The organism is Variovorax sp. GW821-FHT10B04 (genome assembly GCF_059415645.1).
This window is the reverse complement of the sequence record NZ_JBWKNQ010000002.1, coordinates 466,000-491,946: the sequence shown is the minus strand read 5'-3', so window position 1 is coordinate 491,946 and position 25,947 is coordinate 466,000. Positions and strand designations below refer to the sequence as shown.

Annotated in this window: 27 protein-coding genes; 10 read left to right on the top strand and 17 right to left on the bottom strand. The window is 68.8% G+C overall.

What is annotated here, in order from left to right; translation table 11 throughout:
- The first annotated feature begins 94 nt into the window (after positions 1 to 94).
- Positions 95 to 937, top strand: coding sequence for an IclR family transcriptional regulator (locus AC07PZ_RS07370; RefSeq protein ID WP_495294395.1), 843 nt, complete (start codon positions 95 to 97; stop codon positions 935 to 937).
- 43 nt (positions 938 to 980) lie between these two features.
- Here AC07PZ_RS07370 and pyrF read toward each other — a convergent pair whose 3' ends face one another.
- The 5 genes from pyrF to AC07PZ_RS07345 are packed head-to-tail and all read right to left on the bottom strand — an operon-like array spanning position 981 to position 4,906.
- Entirely contained in the window at positions 981 to 1,808 is an 828-nt protein-coding gene (pyrF, locus tag AC07PZ_RS07365) for an orotidine-5'-phosphate decarboxylase (protein WP_495294394.1), read from the bottom strand.
- Between the two features lie 34 nt (positions 1,809 to 1,842).
- A complete protein-coding gene (locus AC07PZ_RS07360; protein ID WP_495294393.1) occupies positions 1,843 to 2,682 on the bottom strand; it encodes a uracil-DNA glycosylase family protein in 840 nt (279 codons plus the stop codon).
- The gene (gene rimI / locus AC07PZ_RS07355) at positions 2,679 to 3,182 is read right to left on the bottom strand and encodes a ribosomal protein S18-alanine N-acetyltransferase (protein WP_495294392.1); all 504 of its coding nucleotides are present in this window, start codon (positions 3,180 to 3,182) and stop codon (positions 2,679 to 2,681) included. Before rimI ends, AC07PZ_RS07360 begins: the two co-directional genes overlap by 4 nt.
- Complete coding sequence (tsaB, locus tag AC07PZ_RS07350) at positions 3,166 to 3,876, bottom strand: tRNA (adenosine(37)-N6)-threonylcarbamoyltransferase complex dimerization subunit type 1 TsaB (protein WP_495294391.1); 711 nt, start codon at positions 3,874 to 3,876, stop codon at positions 3,166 to 3,168. The genes rimI and tsaB overlap by 17 nt, the downstream gene beginning before the upstream one ends.
- The gene (locus AC07PZ_RS07345) at positions 3,869 to 4,906 is read right to left on the bottom strand and encodes a DMT family transporter (protein ID WP_495294390.1); all 1,038 of its coding nucleotides are present in this window, start codon (positions 4,904 to 4,906) and stop codon (positions 3,869 to 3,871) included. Before AC07PZ_RS07345 ends, tsaB begins: the two co-directional genes overlap by 8 nt.
- A gap of 83 nt (positions 4,907 to 4,989) precedes the next feature.
- Here AC07PZ_RS07345 and dacB point away from each other — a divergent pair, with 83 nt between their 5' ends.
- The gene (dacB, locus tag AC07PZ_RS07340; protein ID WP_495294389.1) at positions 4,990 to 6,426 is read left to right on the top strand and encodes a D-alanyl-D-alanine carboxypeptidase/D-alanyl-D-alanine endopeptidase; all 1,437 of its coding nucleotides are present in this window, start codon (positions 4,990 to 4,992) and stop codon (positions 6,424 to 6,426) included.
- 115 nt (positions 6,427 to 6,541) lie between these two features.
- Positions 6,542 to 7,855, top strand: a complete 1,314-nt coding sequence (locus AC07PZ_RS07335; protein WP_495294388.1) for a lipase family protein — start codon at positions 6,542 to 6,544, stop codon at positions 7,853 to 7,855.
- A gap of 215 nt (positions 7,856 to 8,070) precedes the next feature.
- Here AC07PZ_RS07335 and AC07PZ_RS07330 read toward each other — a convergent pair whose 3' ends face one another.
- The gene (locus AC07PZ_RS07330; RefSeq protein ID WP_495294387.1) at positions 8,071 to 9,261 is read right to left on the bottom strand and encodes a 5-(carboxyamino)imidazole ribonucleotide synthase; all 1,191 of its coding nucleotides are present in this window, start codon (positions 9,259 to 9,261) and stop codon (positions 8,071 to 8,073) included.
- Positions 9,258 to 9,767, bottom strand: a complete 510-nt coding sequence (gene purE / locus AC07PZ_RS07325; protein WP_495294386.1) for a 5-(carboxyamino)imidazole ribonucleotide mutase — start codon at positions 9,765 to 9,767, stop codon at positions 9,258 to 9,260. Before purE ends, AC07PZ_RS07330 begins: the two co-directional genes overlap by 4 nt.
- Before the next feature lie 36 nt (positions 9,768 to 9,803).
- Here purE and AC07PZ_RS07320 point away from each other — a divergent pair, with 36 nt between their 5' ends.
- From AC07PZ_RS07320 to AC07PZ_RS07310, 3 genes are all read left to right on the top strand, one after another.
- The gene (locus tag AC07PZ_RS07320) at positions 9,804 to 10,724 is read left to right on the top strand and encodes a tetratricopeptide repeat protein (RefSeq protein WP_495294385.1); all 921 of its coding nucleotides are present in this window, start codon (positions 9,804 to 9,806) and stop codon (positions 10,722 to 10,724) included.
- Positions 10,725 to 10,765: 41 nt separating this feature from the next.
- A complete protein-coding gene (locus tag AC07PZ_RS07315; protein WP_495294384.1) occupies positions 10,766 to 12,064 on the top strand; it encodes an aspartate carbamoyltransferase in 1,299 nt (432 codons plus the stop codon).
- A 125-nt stretch (positions 12,065 to 12,189) separates the two neighbouring features.
- The gene (locus AC07PZ_RS07310; protein ID WP_495294383.1) at positions 12,190 to 12,630 is read left to right on the top strand and encodes an META domain-containing protein; all 441 of its coding nucleotides are present in this window, start codon (positions 12,190 to 12,192) and stop codon (positions 12,628 to 12,630) included.
- Between the two features lie 19 nt (positions 12,631 to 12,649).
- Here the strand turns inward: AC07PZ_RS07310 and AC07PZ_RS07305 are convergent, their stop codons facing one another.
- From AC07PZ_RS07305 to pyk, 4 genes are all read right to left on the bottom strand, one after another.
- Positions 12,650 to 13,555, bottom strand: coding sequence for a phosphoribosylaminoimidazolesuccinocarboxamide synthase (locus AC07PZ_RS07305; protein ID WP_495294382.1), 906 nt, complete (start codon positions 13,553 to 13,555; stop codon positions 12,650 to 12,652).
- Positions 13,556 to 13,662: 107 nt separating this feature from the next.
- The gene (locus AC07PZ_RS07300; RefSeq protein WP_495294381.1) at positions 13,663 to 14,550 is read right to left on the bottom strand and encodes a fructose bisphosphate aldolase; all 888 of its coding nucleotides are present in this window, start codon (positions 14,548 to 14,550) and stop codon (positions 13,663 to 13,665) included.
- A complete protein-coding gene (locus tag AC07PZ_RS07295) occupies positions 14,547 to 15,524 on the bottom strand; it encodes an alpha/beta hydrolase (RefSeq protein WP_495294380.1) in 978 nt (325 codons plus the stop codon). The genes AC07PZ_RS07300 and AC07PZ_RS07295 overlap by 4 nt, the downstream gene beginning before the upstream one ends.
- A 145-nt stretch (positions 15,525 to 15,669) precedes the next feature.
- Positions 15,670 to 17,118, bottom strand: coding sequence for a pyruvate kinase (gene pyk / locus AC07PZ_RS07290; RefSeq protein ID WP_495294379.1), 1,449 nt, complete (start codon positions 17,116 to 17,118; stop codon positions 15,670 to 15,672).
- Between the two features lie 179 nt (positions 17,119 to 17,297).
- On the opposite strand from pyk, the gene AC07PZ_RS07285 reads away from it, so the two are divergent.
- Positions 17,298 to 18,398 (top strand): fatty acid desaturase, encoded by a 1,101-nt coding sequence (locus AC07PZ_RS07285; protein ID WP_495294378.1) that lies wholly within the window; start codon positions 17,298 to 17,300, stop codon positions 18,396 to 18,398.
- A gap of 3 nt (positions 18,399 to 18,401) precedes the next feature.
- On the opposite strand, the gene AC07PZ_RS07280 is transcribed toward AC07PZ_RS07285, so the two are convergent.
- The 6 genes from AC07PZ_RS07280 to def all read right to left on the bottom strand — a co-directional run bounded on the left by AC07PZ_RS07280 (position 18,402) and on the right by def (position 22,750).
- A complete protein-coding gene (locus AC07PZ_RS07280; protein WP_495294377.1) occupies positions 18,402 to 19,595 on the bottom strand; it encodes a phosphoglycerate kinase in 1,194 nt (397 codons plus the stop codon).
- Between the two features lie 91 nt (positions 19,596 to 19,686).
- Positions 19,687 to 20,025 carry an AzlD domain-containing protein gene (locus AC07PZ_RS07275; protein WP_495294376.1) on the bottom strand — a complete coding sequence of 113 codons (339 nt, stop codon included), beginning with the start codon at positions 20,023 to 20,025 and terminating at the stop codon, positions 19,687 to 19,689.
- Positions 20,022 to 20,759: an AzlC family ABC transporter permease gene (locus tag AC07PZ_RS07270; protein WP_495294375.1), complete on the bottom strand. Its 738-nt coding sequence runs from the start codon at positions 20,757 to 20,759 to the stop codon at positions 20,022 to 20,024. The genes AC07PZ_RS07275 and AC07PZ_RS07270 overlap by 4 nt, the downstream gene beginning before the upstream one ends.
- Positions 20,759 to 21,709, bottom strand: a complete 951-nt coding sequence (gene fmt / locus AC07PZ_RS07265) for a methionyl-tRNA formyltransferase (protein WP_495294374.1) — start codon at positions 21,707 to 21,709, stop codon at positions 20,759 to 20,761. The genes AC07PZ_RS07270 and fmt overlap by 1 nt, the downstream gene beginning before the upstream one ends.
- Positions 21,710 to 21,725: 16 nt before the next feature.
- Complete coding sequence (locus tag AC07PZ_RS07260; protein WP_495294373.1) at positions 21,726 to 22,217, bottom strand: hypothetical protein; 492 nt, start codon at positions 22,215 to 22,217, stop codon at positions 21,726 to 21,728.
- Between the two features lie 2 nt (positions 22,218 to 22,219).
- Entirely contained in the window at positions 22,220 to 22,750 is a 531-nt protein-coding gene (def, locus tag AC07PZ_RS07255) for a peptide deformylase (RefSeq protein WP_495294372.1), read from the bottom strand.
- A gap of 165 nt (positions 22,751 to 22,915) precedes the next feature.
- Here def and AC07PZ_RS07250 point away from each other — a divergent pair, with 165 nt between their 5' ends.
- From AC07PZ_RS07250 to AC07PZ_RS07240, 3 genes are all read left to right on the top strand, one after another.
- The gene (locus AC07PZ_RS07250; RefSeq protein ID WP_495294371.1) at positions 22,916 to 24,139 is read left to right on the top strand and encodes a LysM peptidoglycan-binding domain-containing protein; all 1,224 of its coding nucleotides are present in this window, start codon (positions 22,916 to 22,918) and stop codon (positions 24,137 to 24,139) included.
- Positions 24,140 to 24,189: 50 nt separating this feature from the next.
- Positions 24,190 to 25,341: a DNA-processing protein DprA gene (gene dprA / locus AC07PZ_RS07245; RefSeq protein ID WP_495294370.1), complete on the top strand. Its 1,152-nt coding sequence runs from the start codon at positions 24,190 to 24,192 to the stop codon at positions 25,339 to 25,341.
- 79 nt (positions 25,342 to 25,420) lie between these two features.
- The gene (locus AC07PZ_RS07240) at positions 25,421 to 25,936 is read left to right on the top strand and encodes a Smg family protein (RefSeq protein ID WP_495294369.1); all 516 of its coding nucleotides are present in this window, start codon (positions 25,421 to 25,423) and stop codon (positions 25,934 to 25,936) included.
- Positions 25,937 to 25,947 lie beyond the last annotated feature (11 nt).

Here is a 25,947-nt window from a genome sequence, read left to right as displayed (position 1 = left end):
CTGAATCTATTCGCTCAGGACGAATGACGCAAGTGTAGGCGGCGACGTGCTTCATGTCTAATCCGGGCGTCGCAAAGAATCTCGGGAAAGCACCATGGCCATCGACAACGACCGCACGCAGCGCGGCATCCAGAGCATCGAAGTGGGCGGCCAGCTGCTTCGCGCGCTGGTGCACCACGGCCGGCCGATGGCGCTGAAGGACCTGGCGCGCGAGGCCGACATGACGCCGGCCAAGGCGCATCCGTACATGGTGAGCTTCGGCCGGCTCGGCCTGATCGAGCAGGACGGCGCGAGCGGCCACTACCGCCTCGGCCCGCTCGCGCTGCAACTGGGGCTGATCGGCCTGCAGCAGGCGAACCCGGTGCACATCGCGACACCGCTGACCGGCCCGCTCGCCCGGCAGATCGGGCAGACCGTGGGCCTCGCCGTCTGGGGCGCGCGTGGCGCGACCATGGTGCACATCGCACAGGCGCCCTCGCCGGTGCACGTGAGCCTGCGCCACGGCACGGTGTTCTCGCTCACGCGAACGGCCTCGGGCAAGCTGTTCGCGGCCTACCTTCCACCCGCCGAGGTGCGTGCGATGCTGGAGGACGAGCGCCGCCGCGAGAAGCAGCGCAAGGGCAATGGGGACGACGAGGCGTCACGGGCCGGCATGCCGACGCCGCAGCCGCTGCCCTCGTGGAGCGCATTCGAAACCGAGCTGGACGAGGTGCGCACCCACGGCGCGAGCCGCTCGACCAACGAGGTGATTCCGGGCGTGAGCGCGATGGCCGCGCCGGTGTTCGACCACAGCGGCGCGATCGTGCTGGCGGTCACCGCGATCGGGCCGACCGGCGTGTTCGACACACGCTGGGACGGCACGCTGGCACAGGCGCTGGGCGCGTGCGCGCGCAGCGTGTCGGAGCAGCTCGGCGCGCCGCGCATGAAACCCGATTGAGCGCACACGTCGCCGGCGCCGAAGCCGGAGACGCTCGTCGGCGTCAGGCCGTCTTGGCCGCTTCCAGCGCGTCGCGCGTGCGCGTCGCCTCACGCCGCGCGGCATCGGCGAAGTCGTCGCCGGCCGAGGCGTAGCAGATCGCACGCGAAGAATTCACGATGATCGGCGCGTCGCCGCGCCAGCCGGCGCGCACCGTGGCGACGGCATCGCCGCCCTGCGCACCGACGCCCGGGATCAGCAGCGGCACGGTGGGTGCCAGCGCGCGCACGCGCTCGATCTCCGCCGGATAGGTCGCGCCGACCACCAGGCCGAGCTGCCCGTTGAGGTTCCACGGACCCTGCGCCAGGCGCGCCACGTGCTCATACAGCAGCGGCTCGCCGGGCACGCTGGCCAGGCGCTGGCTCTGCAGGTCGTCACCGCCGGGGTTGCTCGTGCGGCACAGCAGGAACGCGCCCTTGCCTTCGTGCTTGAGGTAAGGCGCGACCGAATCGAAACCCATGAACGGCGACAGCGTGACGGCGTCGGCGCCGTAGCGCTCGAAGGCCTCGATCGCGTACTGCTCGGCGGTCGAACCGATGTCGCCGCGCTTGGCGTCCAGGATGATCGGCACCTGCGGCGCGACACGGCGGATGTGTTCCATCAGGCGCTCGAGCTGGCCTTCGGCCCGGTGTGCCGAGAAGTAGGCGATCTGCGGCTTGAAGGCGATCACGAGGTCGGCCGTCGCGTCGACGATGCGCGCGCAGAAATCGTAGATCTTGTTGGCGTCGCCCTTGAACCGGGCCGGGAACTTGGCGGGTTCGGGATCGAGCCCCACGCACAGCAGGGAGCGGTTTTGCCGCTCGGCGGCGTGCAGTTGTTCGATGAAGGTCATGTGCCGCGATTTTAGTTGGCGGCTTCCGCAGGCCTCAGACCGCGTCGGGCGCCACGGGCTCCGCGGCATCGGCGGCCAGGCAGAGATCGGCCCACGCGCGCGCCTTGTCGGCCGGCGTGCGCAGCAGATAGGCCGGATGGTAGGTCGCAACGACCGGTGCGCCGTTCAGGATGGCCGCCTCGCCCACCTGCCCGCGCAGCTTGCCCAGCGGCTCGCCCCGCGCCAGCAGGCTCTGCGCCGCCAGCGGCCCCATGGCCAGCACGACGCGAGGTGCCAGCGCCCCGGCCTGCGCCTGGAACACGCTGGCGAACGGCTGCGGACTGCCCTCGCGCCCCGACGCCACGCCGCGGTGCGTGCGCATCAGGTGCACCGGCAGCGCACCGGCGTGCAGCTGCAGCGCCCGCAGCATGTTGTCGAGCAGCCGTCCGGCATCGCCCGCGAAGGCTTCGCCATGGCGGCCGTCGACGTCCGGCGGCATGTCGGCCACGATGAGCCAGCCGCCCTGCGTCGTGTCGGCGCCCTCGCCGGCGTAGAGCCGGCGTGGCGCTTCGACCAGCACGCCAGCGCCGATGGCCGGCGCGGCTTCGGCGCGGCGCGCCGGTGGCGGTGCCATCGGGGGTGCGGCCGGCGCGCCCGTTGCCGCAGGTGCGGCGGGCCGGGCGGCGGCCGTCGGCGCCACGCGGGACGGCGGTGCGTCGGTGCGTGCGCGAACGACGGCACCGTCGGCATGCGCCACTGCGCCAGCCGATTCAAGCGACTCAAGCGATCCGGGCGATCTGGCATCGGCCGCGACCGTGGCGACGGCAGCGGTCGGCCACCAGACCTTGATGCCCATCTCTTCGAGCATCGCGCGTTGGCGCGCATCGAGATTCATGCGGTCAGTCCTCCGTGGGCACGGCCCGGCTCATCCAGTCTCAGGCTCATCACGATCGCGTCCTCGCGCGGGCCGACATGCATCGGGTAGTAGCCCTTGCGCACGCCGACGCGCCGGAATCCGTGGCGCTCGTACACGTCGAGCGCACGCTGGTTGCTCTTGCGCACCTCGAGCCACAGCCACTGCGCGGCCTGCGCGCGCGACCAGCCGGCCAGCGCGTCGAGCAGCATCGCCGCCCAGCCCTGGCGCTGGAAGGCCGGCGCGACCGTGATGTTGAGCAGGTGCACTTCGTCGACGCCCATCATCGCGATGAAATAGCCGATGAGGGTCTCGCCGCCCAGCAGCAACTGGCAGCGGTAGCCGGCGGCCATCGAGTCGATGAAGTTCGCGCGCGACCAGGGGTGCGTGTAGGCCGAATCCTCGACCGCACACAGCGCATCGAGTCGCTCGATGCTGAGAGATTCCAGGCGGACTTCTTCGGGTTCAAGGACGGCGCTCATGGTCAGCGGACGCGGTGGATGCGGCCTTGAGGGCCGCGCGTTCATCGGTGGTCTGGGCAACTTTATCGCGAACGTAGAGCGGCCAGGCCTCGGCCGGCGCCACGTCGAAACCCGCGGCCAGCAGCGCAGGCGCGAGCCGCAGCATCGCAGCGGCGGTCGGCAGCACCTCGTGGCGTGCGGCAGCCACCGGCAACCGTTCGCCATAGGCGGCAAAGGCATTGCCGGCCAGCGCCCAGCCCGCCGGTACGGCGAGCGCCTCGGGCGCCAGCAGCTCGGGCTCGACACTGCGCTGCGGCACGTCGAAATCGTAGGCGGCGGCGTAGACCTGGTCCATCCGCGCGTCGAGCGCCGCCACCACCTGCCGCGTGCCGAACCGCGCGCGCGCTTCTTCGGCGACCGCGTGCAGCGTGTCGATCGGCAGCAGCCGCAGCCCGGCGCCGAAACCCAGGCCCTGTGCGACCGAGCAGGCCGTGCGCAGGCCGGTGAACGAGCCGGGGCCGCGGCCGAACACGATGGCGTCGAGTTCGCCGAGCGCCAGCCCGGCATCGCGCAGCAGCTGGCCGATCAGCGGGATGAGCGTGGCGGACGCGCGCGCGCCGCCCTCGCCGTTGTGCTCGAACAGCCGGTCGCCGTGTCGAACGGCGATCGACAGCACCTCGGTGCTGGTGTCGAAGGCGAGCAGTCGTTCAGGCATTGCAGCTTCCTCCAGCCATGGCGCGCGCCGGCATGGCCGGCAAGGCGCGCGCCGCGCGCACGCCGAACAGGATGCCCGCCGTCACCAGCACGAGACCCGCCAGCAGGCTCCAGTGCATCGGCTCGCCGAGCAGCAGCACCGCGCCCAGCGCCGACAGGCAGGGCACGAGCGCGGTGATCATGGTGGAACGCACCGGCCCGAAGTACTGGATCATCCGCGTGAAGGCGATGCCCGCCACCACGACCGACAGCAGGCCCTGGAAGGCCATCTGGAACAGCACTTCGCTCCACGGCGCGCTGCCGATCCGGCTGGCGGCCCAGCCGCCCGCGACCAGCACCGTATAGGCCGGGACGTAGGTCAGAAAGGCGAACACCGTGATCGCGATGGTGGCGCGCACCGCCTCGAGACGAAAGCGCCGCGCCGTCACCGTGTAGACGGCCCAGCAGAAGGACGTGCACATGAAGAGCAGGTCGCCCTTCCAGACTTCGCCGCCGTCGAAGGCGGCCATCAGGCTGCGGCCGCCGACCATGACGTCGCCGGCAAGGATCAGGCCCAGCCCCAGCGCTCGCACACGCGTGATGCGGTCGTGCAGCACGACGATGGCCAGCAACGAGGTCCACAGCGGCAGGCTGCCGGGCAGCAGCACCGAGGCATGTGCTGCGGGCGCGAAGAAGAAACCGGTGTACGCGATCAGCGCATAGCCCAGCCCGCCGAAGGCACCTGCGGTGACGGTGACGCGCAGCCCGAGCGGCGACAGGCCGAACAGCGCGCTTCGGGCTGTCGCCGGGTCCGCACGGCGATCGCGCATCGCGAGCCACGCACCCCAGGGCAGCAGCACGGCGCCGGCGCCGCAGACGCGCAGGAAGCCCAGGTCGAAGGCACCGAGCGAGCGGGTCGCCGAAGCGCGCGCGATGAGGATGAAGGCGGTCCAGGCCAGCACCGCGGCCACGGCAGCGGCGATCCCCGTGGTTCGCTCCGAAAGGCGCGGCAGGCGCGAGGGACGAAGCGGACGGGCGGGTTCAGCGGACATGCCGCGATTATCGAGGCGCTCCGACGGAATGCGCCCGGCTGGGGGCTTGCGCACCCGGCTGTGGCGCTCGGGATAATGGCCCGATGCCTCTCGCCTTCTCGCCGGCCGCGCGCCGGTTCCTGCTCGCGCGGACCGTCGCGCTGGCCGCCCTCGGCTGGACTGCCGTCTTCGCGCACGCCCAGGCCCTGCCACCCGAAGTCGACGCCGCGCTGGCCCGCGCCAAGGTGCCGCGCGACGCCGTGACGATGCTGGTCGCCGACGCCGATGGCCAGCGCCCGCCGCGGCTTGCCTGGCGCTCGCAGGTGCCGGTGAACCCGGCCTCGATCATGAAGCTGGTGACGACCTATGCCGCGCTCGACATGCTCGGCCCCGCCTTCACCTGGCGCACGCCCGTCTTCACCGACGGGCCGGTGCGCAACGGCGTGCTCGAAGGCAACCTCTACATCCAGGGCCAAGGCGATCCGAAGCTGGTGATCGAGCGCGCCTGGCTGCTGTTGCGCCGCGTGCAGGCGCTGGGCATCCGGCGCATCGCGGGCGACATCGTGGTCGACCGCAGCGCCTTCGATCTGCCCGAGACCGATCCGGCCGCCTTCGACGGCGAGGGCTCGCGTCCCTACAACGCGGCGCCGGATGCACTGCTGGTCAACTTCAAGTCGGTCGTGATGACCTTCACGCCGAACCGCGCCACGCAGACCGCCCAGGTGGGCTACGCGCCCGCGCTGGCCGGCGTCGCGATGCAGGCCGGCGTGCCGCTGGTCGCCGGCGAATGCGGCGACTGGCAGACCACGATCGCGCCCGACGTGGCCGACCCGGCGCGGCTGCGCTTCGCCGGCGGCTATCCCGCGGCCTGCGGCGAGAAGACCTGGGCGGTGGCCTATGCCGACCCGCGCAGCTACGCGGCCCGCGCCTTCGCCGGGCTGTGGGCGGAAATGGGCAACCAGCTCGACGGCCAGGCACGCGACGGCCGCGTGCCGGCCGAGCTCAAGCCGGTGTTCGAGGCCGAATCGCCGCCGCTGGCCGAGGTGATCCGCGACATCAACAAATACAGCAACAACGTGATGGCGCAGCAGCTCTTCCTCACGCTCGGGCTGCAGCAGAAGAAACGCGGCACGCTGGACGCGTCGCGCACGGCGTTGCGCCAGTGGTGGAACAACCGCATCGGCACCGGCGAGGGCCAGCCGGTGTTCGACAACGGTTCCGGCCTGTCGCGCGACGAGCGCATCAGCGCAGCCGCACTCGCCAAGATGCTGCAGGTCGCCTGGGCATCGCCCGCGATGTCGGAACTGATGTCGTCGCTGCCGGCCGCGGGCGTCGACGGCACGCTCAAAAGGCGCGCGCTGCGCTCGGGCGGCACGGCGCACCTCAAGACCGGCACGCTGCGGGACGCGGCCGGCGTGGCGGGCTACGTCGACGGCGGCAACGGGCGGCGCTACGTGGTGGTCGCGATCGCGAACCATGCCAATGCGGGCGCGGCGCGGCAGGCTTTCGACGCGCTGGTGGACTGGGCGGCACAGGACTAGAACGAAGCCCCACGCTCATCGGCGACAGCGGCGCGGGCTTACCCGGTATCGCACCAGCGCGGTGCGAATCTAGGATGGCTGCCCAACAAGGGTTCACATCCCAGGAGACATGTCGATGAAGCGATTCCACCAGGCGACCGCCGTCGCCGCAGCCTGCCTGCTCGCCGCCTGCGGTGGCGGCAGCGACGACAACAACAGCAGCGGCACGCTCCAGAGCACGCCCGTGACACTCACGACGCTGACGACCGCCCAGATCGACGCCAGCACCGCCACCAGCGGCCTGCAGGCGCTCAGCGGCAAGGCGCGCTGTGACGTCAAGGTGGTGTCGCTGGACTACACGACGCGCGGGCCGAAGGACGAGCACACCAATGCGTCGGGCGTGCTGCTGCTGCCGACCGGCGCCTGCACGGCCGCCGCGCCGCTGGTGGCCTACGCCAAGGGCACCGACTTCCAGAAGCCGCGCACGCTGGCCAATCCGCAGGACCCGGAGACCTTCCTGCTGGCCGCCATGTACGCGGCGCAGGGCTATGCGGTGGTGGCCACCGACTACCTCGGCTATGCCAAGTCGGCGTTCCCGTACCACCCCTACCTGCACGCGGATTCGGAGGCGCGCTCGGTGCTCGACTCGGTCCGCGCCGCGCGCCTCGCGATGCCCACGACGGGCGGCACGCTGTCGGGCAAGGTGATGTTCACGGGTTATTCGCAGGGCGGTCATTCGTCGATGGCGGCGCATCGCGCCGCGGAGAGCAGTGCCAACGCCGGCGAATTCAACGTCGTGGCCGGCGCCCACCTGGCCGGGCCCTACAACCTGTCGGGCTCGTTCCGCAGTCCGGTCGCCATTGCGGGCTACCAGTATTTCGTGCCCTTCATCGTCACGTCGTGGCAGAAGGTCTACGGCAACGTCTACAGCGACGTCAACGCGGTGTTCAAGGCGCCCTATGCGGCGGGCATCGAGAACCTGTTGCCGAATCCCACGCTGACCGCCACCACGCTCGTCACGACCGGCGCCTTGCCCGGCGCCAGCGGCGAAACGCCGGCGCAGGCCCGCGACAAGCTGTTCCAGGCCAGCTTCCTGGCGGATGTCCAGACCAACGACAACAACGGCCTCTACATCGACGCGAAGAAGAACGACATGTTCGGCTGGACGCCACGCGCCGCAACCCTGCTGTGCGGCGGCGCCGGCGATCCGACCGTGCCGCCGGCGCAGCATCTGGTTCCGATGAAGGCCGATTTCGACGCACGCGGCGTCACGACGGTGTCGACGGTGGATGTCGATGCGCAGGTCCAGGCGGCCTACGGACCCGGCGGCGTGGCACCGACCGACCCGACGTCGGCGGCCTTCGCGATCTACTACGGCAACTACCACGGCAGCTATGAACCACCGTTCTGCCATGCGCGGGCACGCGCCCTGTTCGACACGGTGAAGTAGGCTCTCCCCCAGGCTTCGGCGCACTTCGTGTCGCCTCCCGCCAACCCCCTTCCGGGGGCGACACCTGCGGCCCGGCGAAGCCGAAGCACTTGGCTCTCCCCCAGGCTTCGGCGCACTTCGTGTCGCCTCCCGCCAACCCCCCTTCCGGGGGCGACACCTGCGGCCCGGCGAAGCCGGTTCCGCGGTGTCTTTGGTATGAGAGGGACCCGGTGCGCCTATTCCGACAGGGGGATCGGCAGGCCGAGGAGCGCGGCGGTGAAATCCGCCGTGGCGCGCACGGCCTCGATGGTCGGGCCGGTGATGTTCAGGTGGCCCATCTTTCGGCCGCGGCGTGCCTCGGTCTTGCCGTAGAGGTGCAGGTGGGTGCCGTCGAGCGCCAGCACGTCGGCCCAGGGCGGCTCGACGGCGGTGTCGCCGTCGACGAACCACAGGTCGCCCAGCAGGTTGAGCATCAGCGCCGGGCTGTGCTGGCGCGGCACGGTCAGCGGCAGGCCGGCGAGCGTGCGCACCTGCAGTTCGAACTGCGACACGTCGCTTGCATCCATCGACCAGTGGCCGCTGTTGTGCGGGCGCGGCGCCATCTCGTTCACGACCATCGAGCCATCGGCCAGCACGAAGAATTCGACGCACAGCACGCCGACGTAGCCCAGGCCCTCGGCGATCGAGCGCGTGGCGGCAGTGGCGCGCGCGGCGAGTTCGGCCGGCAGGTTGTCCGGATGCACTTCGGTCACGGCGAGGATGCCGTCGCGGTGGAGGTTGCGCTGCACCGGCAGCGACACCATGTCGCCGTCGTGGCCGCGCGCGACGATCACCGAGCATTCGAAGTCGAGCGGCAGCAGCTTCTCGAGCACGCAGGCCACGCCGCCGGTCGCATGCCAGGCGGTGGCGAGTTCGGCGGCCGTGCGCACGCGCTGCTGGCCCTTGCCGTCGTAGCCGAGCCGGGCGGTCTTCAGGATGCCGGGCAGCAGGTGTTCAGGCACGGCGGCCAGCTGATCGGCGCTCTCGATGACCGCATACGGCGCGCATTCGACGCCGCAGCGCACGAAATGCGCCTTCTCGCGGATCCGGTCCTGCGCGATGGCGACGGCCGATCCGGCCGGCGCCACCGGCCGTGCCACCGCCAGGTGTTCGAGCGATGGCGCGGGCACGTTCTCGAATTCGGTCGTGATGGCGTCCGCCAGCCCCGCAAGGCGCGCGAGGCCGTCGATGTCGTCGTAGGCGGTATGGACGTGGTGGTGGCTGACGCGGCCGGCCGGGCTGGCAGGGTCCGGGTCGAGCACGGCCGTGAAGTAGCCCATGCGCTGCGCGCTGTGCGCGAACATGCGCCCAAGCTGGCCGCCGCCGAGTACGCCGAGCGTGGCGCCGGGCAACAGCGGCGGACCGGAACGCGGGACGCGGCCGCTCACAGCGAGCCTCCGCCGGGGGGCGGCAGTTCCATCGCCTCGGCCGCCGCCGTCTGGCGGGCGCGGAAGGCGTCGAGCTGCGCGCGCAGCGCCGGGTCGTTCACCGCGAGCATCGAGATGGCGAACAGCGCCGCGTTGGCGGCGCCCGCCGTACCGATGGCGAAGGTCGCGACCGGCACGCCCTTGGGCATCTGCACGATGCTGTAGAGCGAATCGACGCCCTGCAGATGGCGGCTCGCCACCGGCACGCCGAGCACCGGCACGGTGGTCTTCGACGCCAGCATGCCCGGCAGGTGCGCAGCGCCGCCGGCGCCCGCGATGATGGCCGCAAGCCCGCGCGGAGCGGCACTTTCGGCATAGGCGAAGAGTTGATCGGGCATGCGGTGGGCCGAGACCACGCGGGCTTCGTGGGCGATGCCGAATTGCTGGAGAATCTCGACCGCGTGACGCATCGTCTCCCAGTCGGAGTTCGATCCCATCACCACGCCGACCTGGATTGTTTGGTTCATGGTTCCAATTTTACGTTTCACCCCCAACTGCACCCGATGATCGACATCACCCTCGAAAACTTCCAGGCCGAGCTGATCGAAGGCTCGGCGACCACCCCGGTGCTGCTGGACATCTGGGCCGAATGGTGCGGCCCGTGCAAGCAGCTCGGCCCGGTGCTCGAAAAACTCGAGACCGAATACGCCGGCCGCTTCACGCTCGCCAAGCTCGACGCCGACAAGGTGCCGCAGATCTCGAGCCAGCTGTCGCAGATGTTCGGCGTGCGCAGCATCCCGTTCTGCGTGATGTTCGTCGGCGGCCAACCGGTCGACGGCTTCGTCGGCGCCATCCCGGCCGAGCAGATCCGCGAGTTCCTCGACAAGCACGTGCCGGCCGCGGCCGAGCTCGAGGCCGCCGCCGAGGAAGAGGCGGCGCAGGACGCGCTGGCCGAGGGCGACACCGAAGGCGCGCTCGAAAAGCTCCAGCATGCCGTCGCGACCGATCCCGCCAACGACGATGCACGCTTCGACTACGTCAAGCTGCTGATGCAGCTCGGCCGCACGGACGACGCCAAGGTCGCATTCGCGCCCGTGATCTCCAAGACCGCACTGGTGCGCCGTTTCGACGCGCTGCAGCGCTGGATGAACGCGGTCGATTTCGCCACGCCCGCGACCGGCGAGACGCCCACGCTGGCCGGCTTCGACGCGAAGATCGCCGCCGCCAAGCGCGACTTCGACGCCCGCTTCGGCCGTGCGCAGCTGTTGATCAACGACCAGCGCTGGACCGATGCGATGGACGAACTGCTCGAAATCCTGATGCGCGACAAGAGCTGGAACGAGGAAGCCGCACGCAAGACGTACGTGGCGATCCTCGAACTCATCGAGCCGCCCAAGGTCAAGGTCGCCGATGGCCAGATCCCGCCCGACGATCCGACGGTCGCGACCTACCGCCGCCGGCTCAGCTCCGTCGTGTTGAGTTGATGTGGTTGGCATGAGATGTACGCATCGCGTACATTTCATGCATGACGATCCCACAGCAAAGCTTTCTTCGCGACGCCATGCGGCGTCTCAATCTCACCCGCGAAGCCTTCGCACAGCGCATCGGCGTGAGTCGACGTGCGCTGGACACCTGGCTTCTGCCTGAAGGCTCGCAGGAGTCGCGCGGCATGCCGGAGATCGTGCAGCGCTTCGTCTCCGAGATTCTGGCGTTGCAGCAAGCCGGCACGGAATCTACGCAAAGCGTATATTCGACGGCACTGCGCGATCGCATCCTCTTCGAAGGCCGTCCGCAGCTGCTGTCGGTCGACCAGTTCTCGCGCGAGTCGGTGGAGGCGCTGTTTCGCGTCGCCGACACCATGCAGCCGATCGCGCGCCGCCAGAAGATCTGCCGCGTGCTGGAAGGCGCCGTGCTGGGCAATCTGTTCTTCGAGGCCAGCACCCGCACGCGCGTGAGTTTCGGCGCGGCCTTCTGCCGGCTCGGCGGCTCGGTCTGCGACACGACCGGCTTCACCTTTTCGTCGATGGCCAAGGGCGAGTCGATCTACGACACCAGCCGTGTGATGAGCGGTTACGTCGACGCGCTGGTCGTGCGCCATCCCGATCAGGGCTCGGTCGCCGAATTCGCGCGGGCCACGAACATCCCCGTGATCAACGGCGGCGACGGCGCCGGCGAGCATCCGAGCCAGGCGCTGCTCGACCTGTACACGATCCAGCGCGAGTTCTCGCGGCTCGGGCGCATCGTCGACGGCGCGCACATCGCCTTCGTCGGCGACCTCAAGTACGGTCGGACCGTGCATTCGCTGGTCAAGCTGCTGGCGCTGTACAGCGGCATGAAGTTCACGCTGGTTGCACCGCAGCGGCTGGAACTTCCGGCCTACCTGCTCGACCAGATCTCCCGGCACGGTCATGTGGTGGAGCAGACGTCGTCGCTGGCAGACGGACTGCGCGGCGCCGACGTGGTCTACGCCACGCGCATCCAGAAGGAGCGCTTCACCGAACAGGAAGCTTTCGAGGGCTACACGCCCGACTTCCAGATCAACCAGGCGATCGTCGACGCGTACTGCACGCCGCAGACGCTGGTGATGCACCCGCTGCCGCGCGACAGCCGCCCCGGCGCCAACGACCTGAGCACCGACCTGAACCACGACGCGCGGCTCGCGATCTTCCGCCAGACGGACAACGGGATTCCGGTGCGCATGGCGTTGTTCGCGGTGCTGATGGGCGTGGAGAACCAGGTGGCGCATTCGCTGCGCGACGCCGGCTGGCGCCCGCCCGCCGCCATCGGCCCGGACGACGCGGCCTTCGACGCGCTCGACGCCTGATACGCCGCGGACACATGTACGTAGAGGGTGAAAGTCCTGCAACAGCGCATTACCATGACGGCGCCCGCATCACCGCGGCGTCTCTCCGCGCTCACACCCGCTCGAACTTGCCTGAAGGATCCACCATGCGTTTCTCCGCCCGTTCCGCCGCATTCGCGGCCCTGTTGGTCGCCACCACCGCGCTGCTCGCCGGCTGCGGCACCAGCGTGAGCCTGGACGAGCCGATCGAAGCACGCACCTGGCGCCTGACGACGTTGAACGAACAGGAGGTGATCTGGGGCGGCGATCCGCAACGCGACCCGCAACTGCGCTTCGACGGCACGCGCGTGTCGGGCTTCGGCGGCTGCAACCAGCTGTCGGGGCCCTACCAGCGCGCGGGTGGAACATTGAAACTGGGGCCGCTGGCCTCCACCCGGATGGCCTGTGCCGACCAGGGGCGCACTGCGCTGGAGATCAATTTCCTGACCGCACTGCAGGCCACGACCGGCTACAGCAAGGCCGGCCGCCTGCTCACGCTGACGGACAGCGGCGGCCGCACGCTCGCGGTGCTCGACTCGGGCCGCTGAACACCGGGCGGCTGGACGCTCAGCCGGTCAGACGTTCCAGCGCTTCGCGGTACTTGGCCGCGGTCTTCTCGATCACCTCGGCCGGCAGGCGCGGCGCAGGCGGCGTCTTGTCCCAGGGCTTGCCGTTGATCTTGGTGGCTTCGAGCCAGTCGCGCACGAACTGCTTGTCGTAGCTCGGCGGATTGGTGCCGGTGCGCAGCGCCTCTTCATAGCCTTCGATCGGCCAGTAGCGCGAGCTGTCCGGCGTGAGCACCTCGTCCATCAGCACCAGCGTGCCGGCTTCGTCGAGGCCGAACTCGAACTTGGTGTCGGCAATGATCATGCCCTTGGCCAGCGCGATCTTCGCTGCGGTCTCGTAGATGGCGATGCTGGTCTCGCGGATCTGCTGCGCGAGCAGCGGGCCGACGATCTCGACCACGCGGTCGTAGCTGATGTTCTCGTCATGCTCGCCGGCCGCTGCCTTGGCGGCGGGCGTGAAGATCGGGCGCGGCAGCTTGCTCGCATTGGTCAGCCCCGGCGGCAGCGGCACGCCGCAGACCGCCTGGTTGTCCTGGTATTCCTTCCAGCCGCTGCCGGCGAGATAGCCGCGCACCACGGCTTCCACCGGGATCGGCTTCAGGCGCTTGACCAGCATCGAGCGGCCCGTGACCTGCGGCGCCTCGGCGGCCGTGACGGCGCTCTCGGGCGCATCGCCGGTCAGGTGATTCGGGCAGATGTGGCCCAGGCGGTCGAACCACCAGAGCGCCATCTGCGTGAGGATCACGCCCTTGCCCGGGATCGGCTCGCCCATGATGACGTCGAACGCGCTGAGCCGGTCGCTCGCCACCATCAGGATGCGGTCGCTGCCGACCGCGTAGTTGTCGCGCACCTTGCCGCGCGCAAGCAGGGGAAGGCTTTCGATGGAGGATGTGTGGACGGTCGTCATGGGATGCTCGGAAAAAAGCGAAAACAGGCGCAGATTGTGCGCGCAGAAAAAAGCCACCGCGAGCGGTGGCCGTTGCGAGGGGGCGCAGGCCCCGATGCGTCAGCGAATCAGGTGATCGACGCCTGGTAGATCGACTCGATCGCCTTGTCCAGTGCGCCGTTGAATTCGGCGTCGGACTGCTGGGCGCTCAGGCCTTCGGTCAGGGCGCGGCTGAAGCTGGCGATGATGCCGGGGTTGCGTGCCAGATGCACGTTGGCCTCGTCGCGCGGATAGCCACCCGACAGTGCCACCACGCGCACCACCTTCGGATGGGCAACGAGTTCGCCGAAGAAACCTTCGACGGTCGGCAGCGTGAGCTTGAGCATGACCTTGGCGTCGCCGGTCAGCGCGTCGAGGCGCTTCAGGAAGCCGTCCTTCAGGATGGCTTCGGCTTCCTTCTTGTCGGCGGCACCGATCGAGACTTCGGGCTCGAGGATCGGCATCAGGCCGGCAGCCAGGATCTGCTGGCCGACCGCGAACTGCTGGTCGAGCACCGCGGCGATGCCCTTTTCGTTGGCCGCATTGACCACCGAGCGCATCTTGGTACCGAAGATGCCCTTGGCTGCAGCGCGCTTGAGCAGCGCGTCGAGTTCAGGCATGGCCTTCATCAACTGCACGCCATCGGCCTCGTCGGCCAGGCCCTTGTCGACCTTCAGGAAAGGCACGACCTGCTTGCGTGCCCAGAGGTATTCGGCTGCATCGATGCCGTCGATCTGACGGTCCATCGTGGCTTCGAACAGGATGGCGCCCAGCACGCGCTTGCCGTCGAAGGCCGGGCTGGTCACGATGCGGCTGCGCATCGCGTGCACCAGATCGAACATTTCGGCATCGTTCTTGTAGGCGCTGGCTTCGACGCCATACAGCTTGAGTGCCTTCGGCGTGCTGCCGCCGCTCTGGTCCAGCGCGGCAATGAAGCCTTTGCCCGTGGAGACTTTGTTCAGTTGTTCCTGATTCACTGTGTCGCTCTCTCGTTCATGGCCGTAGACACGGCGGTAGGGGATGGGGGATCGTCAAAGATTGTATCGGCCGTCTTTGGCGCCAGGCCAATGAACGACACGATCGGCGGCAGTACCGGGCCGCCCAACCACTGCAGCGGTTTGGCGACCGCGCCGATCAGCGTCACGTGGCTCAGGTTGTCGAACTCGTGCGTCTCGACCGGCACGCCGGCGGCACGCAACTTTTGCGCCATCTGGGCCGTGTTGCGCACCGGATCGACCAGGTTGTCCTTGGTCACGGCCATCAGCAGCGCGCGCGGCGATGCAGAGGAAACGTGGACGATCGGCTGGGAATCCTTCGGCGTGCGCGGCCAGTTGAACGCGGCTTGCGCGTCGGGGTTCCCGATCGGCAGGAAGTCGTAGGGCCCGGCCAGCCCGATCCAGCCGGCCAACTGCTTCGGGCTGGCGTCGACGTCGGCCAGCCAGCGCGGGTCGAGCGCGAGCATCGCCGCGTTGTAGGCGCCCGAACTGTGGCCCATCACGAAGATCCGCTTCGGGTCCACGCCCAGGCGTGCGGCGTTGTCGAACGCCCATTTCATCGCGCGCGCGCTGTCTCGCACGAACACCGGATAGGTCACCTCGGGCGACAGCCGGTAGTCCGGGATCACGACCACCGCACCACGCGAGGCCAGCGCCTCGCCGACGAACTTGAAGGTGGCACGGTCGCCGGTGGTCCAGGCGCCGCCGTAGAAGAAGACGACCATCGGCCGGCCACCGGGCGCGGGCCTGGCGTCGGACAGCGGCGCATAGGTGTCCAGCTGCTGACGGGGCTCGCTGCCATAGGCGATATCCCCTTCGAACGCATAGGTGCTGTCGGGCACCATGCGGTTCAGGAGCTTGGTCGGCGAGCAGGCGGGCAAGGCGGCGGCGATGGCCACCACGGCGAAGGCGGTGAGCAGCGCGCGCTGCCGCCGGAACAGGCGAGGAATGGGCATGAAGACTGTACGCAGCCGGCGAGGGACTGGTTTCGGACGGTCCGAAACACGCGCTTCCCAGGCAGCCGGCGCGGCGCGAGGATGCCGCATGCCCGGCGACGCGAGCGGTAGGACGCCGCAGCCAGCGTGCGACAGCCCAGGCCGATCAGTCCGCCCGGCAGATCTTCAGCATGTTGGTGCCGCCTGGCGCGCCCATCGGCTCGCCGCAGGTGATGGCATAGACGTCGCCGCTCTGCAGGATGCCCCGCTTCTTGAGATGCGCCTCGGCCTGGGCCAGCGCATCGTCGCGATCGGATTGCGAGTCCATCAGCAGCGGCCGCACGTTGCGATAGAGCGCCAGCTTGCGCTGGGTCGCAAGCCGCGAGGTCAGCGCATACATCGGGATATGGGCACGGTGGCGACTCATCCAGAGCAGGGTGGAGCCGGACTCCGTCAATGCGACGATCGCCTTGGCGCCCAGGTGATGCGCGGTGAACAGCGCGCCCATGGCGATCGACTGGTCGATGCGGCTGTAGTTCTTGCCGCTGAAATCGGCATCGAGCTGCTTGTCTTCCGCGGCCTCAGCGGCCTCGCAGATGCGGCTCATCTCGCGCACGGTCTCGAGCGGGTAGCGGCCCGATGCGGTCTCGGCGGAGAGCATCACCGCGTCGGTGCCGTCGAGCACGGCGTTGGCCACGTCGCTGACCTCGGCACGCGTGGGCACCGGGTTGGTGATCATCGACTCCATCATCTGCGTGGCGGTGATCACGACCTTGTCCATCTCGCGCGCCATGCGGATCATCTTCTTCTGCAGCGCCGGCACGGCGGCATTGCCGACTTCCACCGCCAGGTCGCCCCGCGCGACCATGATGCCGTCGCTGGCACGCAGGATTTCCTCGAGCTTCGGGATCGCCTCGGCGCGTTCGATCTTCGCGATCATCCCGGGACGGTGGCCGTATTCGGCCGCGGCCACGTTGCACAGCTGGCGCGCCATTTCCATGTCGGTCGCGTTCTTCGGAAAGCTCACGGCGACGTAGTCGGCCTGGAAGCTCATCGCGGTCTTGATGTCCTCCATGTCCTTGGCCGTGAGCGCCGGCGCAGTGAGGCCGCCGCCCTCCTTGTTGATGCCCTTGTTGTTCGAGAGCTCGCCGCCCAGCACCACGGTGGTGATCACCGCTTCGCCCTTGACGGCGTCGACCTTCAGCACGATCAGGCCGTCGTTGAGCAGCAGCCGGTCGCCCGCCTTCACGTCGCGCGGCAGGTCCTTGTAGTCGAGGCCGACTTCGTCGACGGTGCCGAGTTCGGTGCGCGACGCATCGAGCACGAACTTGGCGCCGGGCTCGAGCCAGACGCGGCCGCCGGCGAACTTGCCGACGCGGATCTTCGGCCCCTGCAGGTCGGCCATGATCGCGACTTCGCGGCCGGTCTTGCGCGCGGCCTCGCGCACCATGGCGGCGCGATCGATGTGGTCCTGCGCCGTGCCGTGGCTGAAATTCAAGCGCACCACGCTGACCTTGCTGAGGATCATCTGCTCGAGCAATTCAGGCGTGTTGGAGGCCGGCCCGAGCGTGGCGACGATCTTGGTGGCGTGACGGGGAAGTCGGACGGGATCCATTGACATGACCTTGTATTCGGGTTTTGGCACAATTCTCACATGCGGAGATGACACCGCACGATACGGCAAGCCCGCGGAAGACGGCGCGCCGTTCACTTGACTCCGGTCAGACTCCCCTTGCGATGAATGCGGTACGGTGCCCCCTGGTGCGCCGTCGTCCTTCCTTTTAGCTTCCCTTTATGCAGACTCCTTCCGAACCTGTTGTCGATCTCACGCCCCTGCCGCCGGACGTTCCGCTTCCGCATCGCAAGGTCATCCGCTCGTGGCTGCTGCCGCTGTCGGAGCGCAGCACGTGGCGCGCCCTGGTGCTGCTGGCTTTCGATTACGCGCTGTACGCCGCCCTTCTGGTCGGCATCGTGGCGGTCGACTCGGGATGGCTCAAGCTGCTGCTCGGCCTGGTCACGGGCTTCGTGATCGGCCGCCTGTTCATCATCGGGCACGACGGTTGCCACCAGAGCCTGACGCCGCACCGCCGGCTCAACAAATGGCTCGGGCGGATCGCCTTCATGCCATCGCTCACGCCCTACAGCCTCTGGGACATGGGCCACAACGTCGTGCACCACGGCTTCACGAACCTGAAGGGCGTCGACTTCGTCTGGGCGCCGCTCACGCAGGCCGAGTACGAAGGCCTGCCGCCGGCACGCCGCTTCATGGAACGCATGTACCGCAGCGGCTGGGCGCCGGGCGTGTACTACATGGTCGAGATCTGGTGGCGCCGCATGGTGGCGCGCGACCGCACCGCCAACGCCGAGCGCCCCGTGTTCTCGCGCGACTGCTGGCTGGTCGGCAGCTACGGCACGCTGTGGCTCGCGGGCGTGATCGGTGCCGCCCTGGCGACCGATCAGTCGATCCTGCTGCTGGTGGCGACCGCCTTCGTGGTGCCGCTGCTGTTCTGGTTCGCGATGATCGGTTTCGTGGTGTACGTGCACCACACCCACGTGAAGGTGTCCTGGCACGACGAGCGTTCGGCCTGGCAGCGTGCCCAGCCCTTCGTGTCGACGACGGTGCACCTGACCTTCCCGTTCCGGATCGGTTCGCTGATGCACCACATCATGGAGCACACCGCGCACCACGTGGACATGAGCATTCCGCTCTACAAGCTGAAGGCCGCCCAGCAGCGCATCGAGGAGATGCTGCCGAGCCGCATCGTGATCCAGCGCTTCTCGTGGCGCTGGTACTTCAGCACGGCGCGCAGCTGCAAGCTCTATGACTTCACGCGCCGCTGCTGGACCGACTTCAAGGGCCGCGCGACCAGCGAGCCGCGCGCCCTGCCGGTTTGAGGATTAGCCCGCCGCGCGTTTGGTGAGGATCTCGAAGGCGGGCAGGGTCTTGCCTTCGAGGATTTCCAGGAACGCACCGCCGCCGGTCGAGATGTAGCCCACGTCCTTCTCGATGCCGTACTTGGCGATGGCGGCCAGCGTGTCGCCGCCGCCGGCGATCGAGAACGCCTTGCTTGCCGCAATGGCACGCGCGATGGCCTCGGTGCCGTGCGAAAAGGCCTCGAACTCGAACACGCCGACCGGACCGTTCCACACGATGGTGCCGGCTTCGCGCAATTGCGCGGCAAGGATCTCGGCGGTCTTCGGGCCGATGTCCAGGATCAGATCGTCCTCGGCCACCGCGTCGGCCGCCTTGACGGTCGCGGGTGCCGTGGCGGAGAAGGCCTTGGCCGTGACCACGTCGACCGGGATCGGCACCGCGGCGCCGCGCGCGCGCATCGCTTCGATCACGGCCTTGGCCTCGTCCAGCAGGTCGGGCTCGGCCAGCGACTTGCCGATCGACAGGCCCGCCGCCAGCATGAAGGTGTTGGCGATGCCGCCGCCGACGATCAACTGGTCGACCTTCTCGGCCAGGCTCTTCAGGATGGTCAGCTTGGTGCTGACCTTCGAACCCGCGACGATCGCGACCAGCGGACGCTGCGGCTGCGCGAGCGCCTTGGTGATGGCGTCGATCTCGGCCGCCAGCAGCGGGCCGGCCGAGGCGATCTTCGCGAACTGCGCGATGCCGTAGGTGGTGGCTTCGGCGCGGTGGGCGGTGCCGAAGGCGTCGTTCACGTAGATGTCGCACAGCGCGGCCAGCTTCTGGGCCAGCGCCGGATCGTTCTTCTTCTCGCCCTTGTTGACGCGGCAGTTCTCGAGCAGCACGACCTGGCCCGGCTTGACGTCGACGCCGTCGACCCAGTCGGCGACCAGCGGCACCTCGCGGCCCAGCAGCTCGGCCAGGCGCGCGGCGACGGGAGCGAGCGAATCCTCGGGCCTGAAGGCACCTTCGGTCGGGCGGCCCAGGTGCGAGGTGACCATCACGGCCGCGCCCGCGTCGAGCGCAAGCTGGATGCAGGGCACGGACGCCCGCACACGCGTGTCTTCGGTGATCTGGCCGGCGTCGTCCTGCGGCACGTTGAGGTCGGCGCGGATGAAGACGCGCTGGCCGGCAACCTTGCCTTGGGCACACAGATCGGTAAAGCGGATGACGTTCATGGAGAGAGGCTGGGGAGTTGAAAAATCGGAGTTCCGACGATTCTAGGAGCCGCGCCTCTCGCGCAGAAGACACGGGCGCTACGTCGACGCCCTACCAGCCGAGCACCAGATGCAGCGGCATGTAGACCGCCATGCCCGCCACCATGGTGCCGAGCACGCCGCGTCGCCAGAAGTACCAGGCACCACCCGCCAGCGCACCGTAGATGCGGGCGTCCTGCCAGGTCGGGATCAGGTGGCCTTGCGTCATGACGATCTCGGGCGCGATCACCGCTGCCAGCGCCGCGACCGGCGCGTAGTGCAGCGCCCGGTGCGCCCAGTCCGGCATGCCCCAGGGCCGGTCGAGGATGAAGAAGAAGCAGCGCGCGACCACGGTCACCACCGCCAGGCCGACGATGACGGCCATCGTCCAGAAATCGGTCTCGCCGTTCATGCGTCGGCCTCCGCAGGATGGCGGATGAACTGCTTCTCGAGCCAGAAGCACAACAGCACCGCGACGCCGATGCCGGTCACGATGTTGAGCTTGAGCGGCAGCGAATAGGCGGCCACCGCGGTGGCGCCTGCGATGCCTGCGGCCAGCACGCGCAGCCGGGTGGTCGACATCGAGCAGAGGATGCCGAGCAGGCTCAGCACGCCGGCAAAGCCGAGACCCCAGGACTGCGGAATGAAGTTGGTGAGCGCGATGCCGATCATGCTCATCACCATCCAGGCGGCCCAGGTGACCGAATAGCCACCGGCCAGATAAGCCTCCTGCGCCAGCCCCTCCTCCGGCGTCGCCGGCGGCTGTGCATAGCGCGCCGTGAAGAGCACGTAACTCAGGTCGGCCGTCATGTAGCCATGCACCAGGCGCCGCCATCGCGGCATGTGCATCAGGTAGGGCCGCAGGTGCAGGCTGAACACCACGAAGCGCAGGTTCACGCAGAAGCCGGTCGCGAGGATCACCCAGGCCGGCGCGCCCGCCACCAGCAACGGGATGGCCGCGAGCTGGGAGCTGCCGGCGTAGACCAGCAGCGTCATCGCGATGGCCTCGACCCCGCTCATGCCCGACTTGACCATGGCGACGCCGGTCATCAGGCCCCAGGCGCCGATGCCGAGCGCCATCGGCGCCATCACGCGTGCGCCTTCGCGGAACTCGGGGCGCCGGTGGATCGAGGGAAGGAAGAACATCAGCCGAAGACCTGGCCGGCCTTGATGTCGAAGCCGCGCAGGAAGTCGGCCGCGGCCAGGCGCTTGCCGCCGGCCCGCTGCAGTTGCGTGAGCGCCACGACCGAACCCTGTGCCGCGACGTCGATGCCCGCCGGTCCCGCGCCGAGCACGGTGCCTGGCGCTTCGGTGGTCGAACCGGCCTGCACCTGCGCCGACCAGAGCTTGATCGACTCGCCGTCCAGCAGGCTGGTGGCGCCCGGAAACGGGTCGAAAGCGCGGATGCGGCGAACGATCGCCACCGCGTCCTGCGCCCAATCGACCTGTGCTTCGTGCTTCTCGACCTTGTGCGCATAAGTGACGCCCTCCGCCGGTTGCGGCGTGCGGACCAGCGCACCGGCCTCGGCCTGCCGCAGCGCGTCGACGATCATCCGGCCGCCCAGCGCGGCCAGCCGGTCGTGCAGTTGCGCGGTGCTGTCGTCGCCGATGGCCAGCGCCTCGCGCAACAGCATGTCGCCGGTGTCCAGGCCTGCGTCCATCTGCATGATGGTGACGCCGGTCTCGCCGTCACCGGCTTCGATCGCCCGATGGATCGGCGCCGCGCCGCGCCAGCGCGGCAGCAGGCTCGCATGGATGTTGAGGCAGCCGAGCCGAGGCGCGTCGAGCACCCACTGCGGCAGGATCAACCCGTAGGCCGCGACCACCATCACGTCGGCGCCGGCGCCCAAGATCGCATCGCGGCCGGCCGTGGCCTCGTCCGGGTATTTGCCGTCGAGGCGAAGGCTCCTCGGCTGCGCCACGGGCCAGTCGTTCTGCAGCGCGAACTGCTTGACCGGCGAGGCCTGCAGCTTCATGCCACGGCCGGCGGGCCGGTCGGGTTGGGTCAGCACCAGCACGATGTCGTGACCGGCGTCGCGCAGCGCTTCCAGCGCGACACGCGCGAACTCGGGTGTCCCCGCAAATGCAAGCCTCACACGTTCCCCAGACAGATCAAGACGGCAACCGCTCGAGCCGCAGATCGTCACCGGTGTGGTAACGCTCGACGAGGCCGTCGGGGTCGATATAGATATAGAGCAGACGGCGTTCGTTGATCGCCTTGTAGCGCCAGGTCCAGACGGTGCCGTCGAAGGAACTCACGCGGTCGATCTCGAACGGCCGTCCGTAGGTGCGCAGCACGTCGGCCTGGCGCCAGACGCCGGGCTGGATGGTGCTCGCGAACAGGCGCTCGTCGAGCTCCTGGCGGATCGACCGCACGCGGCCATCTGCACCGAGGTCGACGTTGTTGACCTCGAAGCCGGCCGGCACGCGCGAATATTGCAGGCGCTCGCCGTTGCCCAGCGGGTAGACGGCGGTCGGCTGACCCAGCCGCCGCAAGGTGTCGTCGCGCGACGTGCCCAGGGGCAGGCGCGTCGGCTCGCTCGCGCAGGCGGCCAGCAGCAGCATGAGTGCGCCACAGGCTGCCGATGCAAGCGCGCGCGGCATGCTCAACGCCGGCCGTCGCGCGCGTCGCGTTCGTCTTCGCGCTGCTGCTTGAGCAGCTTGCTCTTGATGCGGTTGCGTTTGAGCGGCGACAGGTATTCGACGAAGACCTTGCCAAGCAGATGATCGAGCTCGTGCTGGATGCACACCGCGAGCAGACCGTCCGCCTCGATGGTCTGCGGCTCGCCCTCGGCGTCCAGTGCGGTCACCCGGACTGCCGTGGAACGCTCGACACCGTCGTAGATACCGGGCACCGACAGGCAGCCCTCTTCGTTCAGGACCTTCTCGTCGCTGGCCCAGACGATCTCGGGATTGATCAGAACCAGCGGCTTGTCGCGCTCTTCCGAAACATCGATGACGACCAGGCGTTCATGCACGTCGATCTGCGTGGCGGCCAATCCGATGCCGTTCGCGTCGTACATGGTCTCCAGCATGTCGGCCACCAGCGCCTTGATCCGCGCATCGACGCCCTGCACGGGCTTGGCGACCGTGTGGAGGCGCTTGTCTGGAAAACTAAGGATGGTTCTTTTGGCCATGGCGGGGGAGGTAGGTTGTGTCTCCATTTTCGCCAATTTGAGTGGCCGGCCTGGAGGCCATGTCTCTTTTGCATTGCCCTGCGCAGGGCTTCAGTGGAGAATTCGTAGCAAATTGTGAGTTTTCATACATTTCGTGTGGCCTTGTGCTGCATTTCAACCTTGCCGATGAAGCCCCTCCGACACGTGACCCGACAGCCTGACCCATCGCGGCCCGTCCGCCTCGCAGCGGCCATCGCCGCATGCATCGGGATGAGCCCCTGGCTGATCGCATCGGCCCAGGACCTTCCCGTCACGCCGCGACAGCGTGCGACGGCGCAGCAGACGGTACAGACCGGTGTCGCCCTGGGCGATCTCGCGCCGGACGCGCCCGATGAGTACACGGTACGAACCGGCGACACGCTGTGGGCCATCTCGCAGCTCTATCTGCGCCAGCCCTGGCGCTGGCCGGAACTGTGGGGCATGAACCTGGACGAGATCGCGAACCCGCATCGCATCTATCCCGGACAGACGCTGTACCTGGACAAAACCAATGGCCGCGCGCGGCTGGCCACACGGCAAGGTGCAAGCACGGCCGAAACCACCGTCAAGCTGTCGCCGCGCACGCGCTACGAATCGCTGTCCGACATGGCGCTGTCGACGCTGAGCCCGGGTGCGATCGAGCCCTTCCTGAGCGAGCCGATCGTGGTCGACGAACAGACCCTTGCCGCGTCGCCCCGCATCGTGGCGGGCAACGATGACCGGGTGCTCCTCGCGCGCGGTGACCGCGCCTATGCGCGCGGCAGTGCGACGACGCCATTGGGCGAACCGACCGAGGCGAACCGCCGCTTCCGGGTATTCCGCAACGCGACGCCGCTGAAGGACCCGGGCACCGGGGAGATCCTCGGCTACGAAGCACAGTACATCGGCCGCGTCGTGCTGCAGCGCGGCGAATCCGTCAGTCGGCCGGCACCGGGCGGCCGGGAAGTCGCCACCATCACACCGGCAACCATCGACATCGTGGCCGCGCGCGAGGAAATGCGCGCGGGCGACCGGCTCCTGCCCGAGCCGCCTCGGCAGCTCACGAGCTACGTGCCGCACGCGCCGACGCAGCGCATCGAAGGCCGGATCGTCTCGATCTATGGCAACGCGGTGCAGTTCGCCAGCCAGAACCAGATCGTGGCGATCAACAAGGGCACGCGGGACGGCATCGAGAACGGCCACGTGCTCGCGATTCTCAAGAACGGCGAAACACTGATGGACAAGACTGCCGGCACCCGGGAGAGCATCAAGTTGCCCGACGAGCGGATCGGCCTGCTGATGGTGTTCCGGCCGTTCGAGAAGGTGTCGTATGCGCTGGTGCTCGAAATCAACGACACCCCCCGCGTCGGCGATCTGCTCGTCAGCCCCTGAGCGGCCGACCCGCTGGGCATTCCATCACTACTCCACACCGGCGAACACGCATGGAACAGGACGAACTCGCCGGCTGGCTGCGGCTCACGCTGACCGCCGGCATCGGCGACATGGCCGCGCGTCGGCTTCTGGCGGCTTTCGGCCTGCCGGCAGCCATCTTCGCCCAGCCGGCCGAGGCGCTGTGCGAGGTGGTGACGCCGGCCCAGGCGCAGGCGCTGCAGGGGCAACCCGCCGGGCTCGACGCCCAGATCGCACAGACCTGGGCGTGGCTGCAGACGGTCGAGGCCGACGGGGTGGCGCGGCGCATCGTCACGCTGGCCGACGCCGACTATCCCGTGTCCCTGTTGGAAACCGCCGATCCACCCGCACTGCTGTATGTCATCGGCGCGGCGCGCTTCGGCCTGAAGGACCTCGCACGCAGCATGGCGATCGTCGGCAGCCGCAATCCGACGCCACAGGGCGCCTCCAACGCGCAGGCCTTCGGACGCGCCTTTGCCGAACTCGGCATTCCGGTGGTTTCCGGCCTCGCACTGGGCGTCGACGGTGCGGCACACCAGGGCGCCCTCGACGGCGCGGCGGCAGATGCGCTCGCGACGGTGGCAGTGGTCGGCACCGGGCTCGACCGCGTGTACCCGGCCCGGCATCGCGCGCTCGCGCACCACATCGCCCGGCAAGGCCTGATCGTCAGCGAGTTCGCGCTCGGCACGCCGCCGCTCAACCAGAACTTCCCGAAGCGCAATCGCATCATCGCGGGCTTGTCGCAAGGCACGCTGGTGGTCGAAGCCGCCCTGAAATCGGGCTCGCTGATCACGGCGCGCATGGCGTCCGAACAAGGCCGCGAGGTGTTCGCGATCCCCGGATCGATCCACTCGGCCCAGTCGCGCGGCTGCCACGCGCTGATCCGGCAAGGCGCGAAACTGGTCGAGTCGGTACAGGACGTGCTGGAGGAATTACCGCTGCACGGCACGATGGCATCTTCGACGCCAGCACCGCAGTCGTCCCATGCCGAAGACGAGACGCAGGCCACCGAGGAAAACAGCGTGCTGGACGGCATCGGCTTCGACCCCGTCAGCCTCGATGCACTCTGCGCACGCACCGGCTTCTCGCCTGCGGCATTGCAGGCACGACTGCTTGAATTCGAGCTGGACGGCCACATCGCCCGGCTGCCGGGCGGGCTGTTCCAGCGCGTCGTCCGCGGCTGAACGCGGCGCCGGGCGATTTACACGAGCCGTGTGCTGCGCCAAACGCGGCGAGCCGCTTGGAGTGGGCTATATTGCCTTCATGTTCGATGTGCTCGTGTTCGTCTACGAAAACTATTGGCGCGGTGACGCGTGCCCAGAACCCGAGCAACTGGGCCGCAAGCTCAGCGCGCACGGCTTCGATGCGGAAGAAATCCGCGATGCGCTCCAGTGGCTCGACGGGCTCAGCCTCGCGACGAATGGCGTGACGCTGACCCAGCTTCCGGAAGATGCCGGCGTGGTGGTCGGGCCGCCATCCAGCACGGTTGCGGCGCTGCCGCAGTCTCCTGATTCGCTGCGTGTCTACTCCACCGCGGAGCAGGACCACCTGGGCGCAGACTGCCTCGGCTTCATCACCTTCCTCGAAGCGTCGCAGGTGCTTTCCAGCGACATGCGAGAGATCGTGATCGAACGCGCCATGGCTGCACCGGGCTCTCCGGTCGCCCTGGATGAGCTCAAGATCATCATGCTGATGGTGCACTGGAGTACCGGCACCGAGCCCGATGCGCTGGTGCTCGACGAACTGTGCGACGACCGCACGGGCCGCATCGCACACTGAACATCGCGCCG

Excerpts from the sequence above, each read along its gene's own strand:
- AC07PZ_RS07280 (WP_495294377.1), bottom strand. The coding sequence starts at position 19,595 with ATGAACGTCATCCGCTTTACCGATCTGTGTGCCCAAGGCAAGGTTGCC.
- dprA (WP_495294370.1), top strand. The coding sequence starts at position 24,190 with ATGGAACAGGACGAACTCGCCGGCTGGCTGCGGCTCACGCTGACCGCC.
- AC07PZ_RS07310 (WP_495294383.1), top strand. The coding sequence starts at position 12,190 with ATGCGTTTCTCCGCCCGTTCCGCCGCATTCGCGGCCCTGTTGGTCGCC.
- dacB (WP_495294389.1), top strand. The coding sequence starts at position 4,990 with ATGCCTCTCGCCTTCTCGCCGGCCGCGCGCCGGTTCCTGCTCGCGCGG.
- AC07PZ_RS07295 (WP_495294380.1), bottom strand. The coding sequence starts at position 15,524 with ATGCCCATTCCTCGCCTGTTCCGGCGGCAGCGCGCGCTGCTCACCGCC.
- AC07PZ_RS07270 (WP_495294375.1), bottom strand. The coding sequence starts at position 20,759 with ATGTTCTTCCTTCCCTCGATCCACCGGCGCCCCGAGTTCCGCGAAGGC.
- purE (WP_495294386.1), bottom strand. The coding sequence starts at position 9,767 with ATGAACCAAACAATCCAGGTCGGCGTGGTGATGGGATCGAACTCCGAC.
- AC07PZ_RS07320 (WP_495294385.1), top strand. The coding sequence starts at position 9,804 with ATGATCGACATCACCCTCGAAAACTTCCAGGCCGAGCTGATCGAAGGC.
- AC07PZ_RS07305 (WP_495294382.1), bottom strand. The coding sequence starts at position 13,555 with ATGACGACCGTCCACACATCCTCCATCGAAAGCCTTCCCCTGCTTGCG.
- pyrF (WP_495294394.1), bottom strand. The coding sequence starts at position 1,808 with ATGACCTTCATCGAACAACTGCACGCCGCCGAGCGGCAAAACCGCTCC.
- AC07PZ_RS07285 (WP_495294378.1), top strand. The coding sequence starts at position 17,298 with ATGCAGACTCCTTCCGAACCTGTTGTCGATCTCACGCCCCTGCCGCCG.
- AC07PZ_RS07370 (WP_495294395.1), top strand. The coding sequence starts at position 95 with ATGGCCATCGACAACGACCGCACGCAGCGCGGCATCCAGAGCATCGAA.
- AC07PZ_RS07275 (WP_495294376.1), bottom strand. The coding sequence starts at position 20,025 with ATGAACGGCGAGACCGATTTCTGGACGATGGCCGTCATCGTCGGCCTG.
- AC07PZ_RS07335 (WP_495294388.1), top strand. The coding sequence starts at position 6,542 with ATGAAGCGATTCCACCAGGCGACCGCCGTCGCCGCAGCCTGCCTGCTC.
- def (WP_495294372.1), bottom strand. The coding sequence starts at position 22,750 with ATGGCCAAAAGAACCATCCTTAGTTTTCCAGACAAGCGCCTCCACACG.
- AC07PZ_RS07315 (WP_495294384.1), top strand. The coding sequence starts at position 10,766 with ATGACGATCCCACAGCAAAGCTTTCTTCGCGACGCCATGCGGCGTCTC.
- rimI (WP_495294392.1), bottom strand. The coding sequence starts at position 3,182 with ATGAGCGCCGTCCTTGAACCCGAAGAAGTCCGCCTGGAATCTCTCAGC.
- AC07PZ_RS07260 (WP_495294373.1), bottom strand. The coding sequence starts at position 22,217 with ATGCCGCGCGCGCTTGCATCGGCAGCCTGTGGCGCACTCATGCTGCTG.
- AC07PZ_RS07240 (WP_495294369.1), top strand. The coding sequence starts at position 25,421 with ATGTTCGATGTGCTCGTGTTCGTCTACGAAAACTATTGGCGCGGTGAC.
- AC07PZ_RS07360 (WP_495294393.1), bottom strand. The coding sequence starts at position 2,682 with ATGAATCTCGATGCGCGCCAACGCGCGATGCTCGAAGAGATGGGCATC.
- pyk (WP_495294379.1), bottom strand. The coding sequence starts at position 17,118 with ATGGATCCCGTCCGACTTCCCCGTCACGCCACCAAGATCGTCGCCACG.
- AC07PZ_RS07345 (WP_495294390.1), bottom strand. The coding sequence starts at position 4,906 with ATGTCCGCTGAACCCGCCCGTCCGCTTCGTCCCTCGCGCCTGCCGCGC.
- AC07PZ_RS07250 (WP_495294371.1), top strand. The coding sequence starts at position 22,916 with ATGAAGCCCCTCCGACACGTGACCCGACAGCCTGACCCATCGCGGCCC.
- tsaB (WP_495294391.1), bottom strand. The coding sequence starts at position 3,876 with ATGCCTGAACGACTGCTCGCCTTCGACACCAGCACCGAGGTGCTGTCG.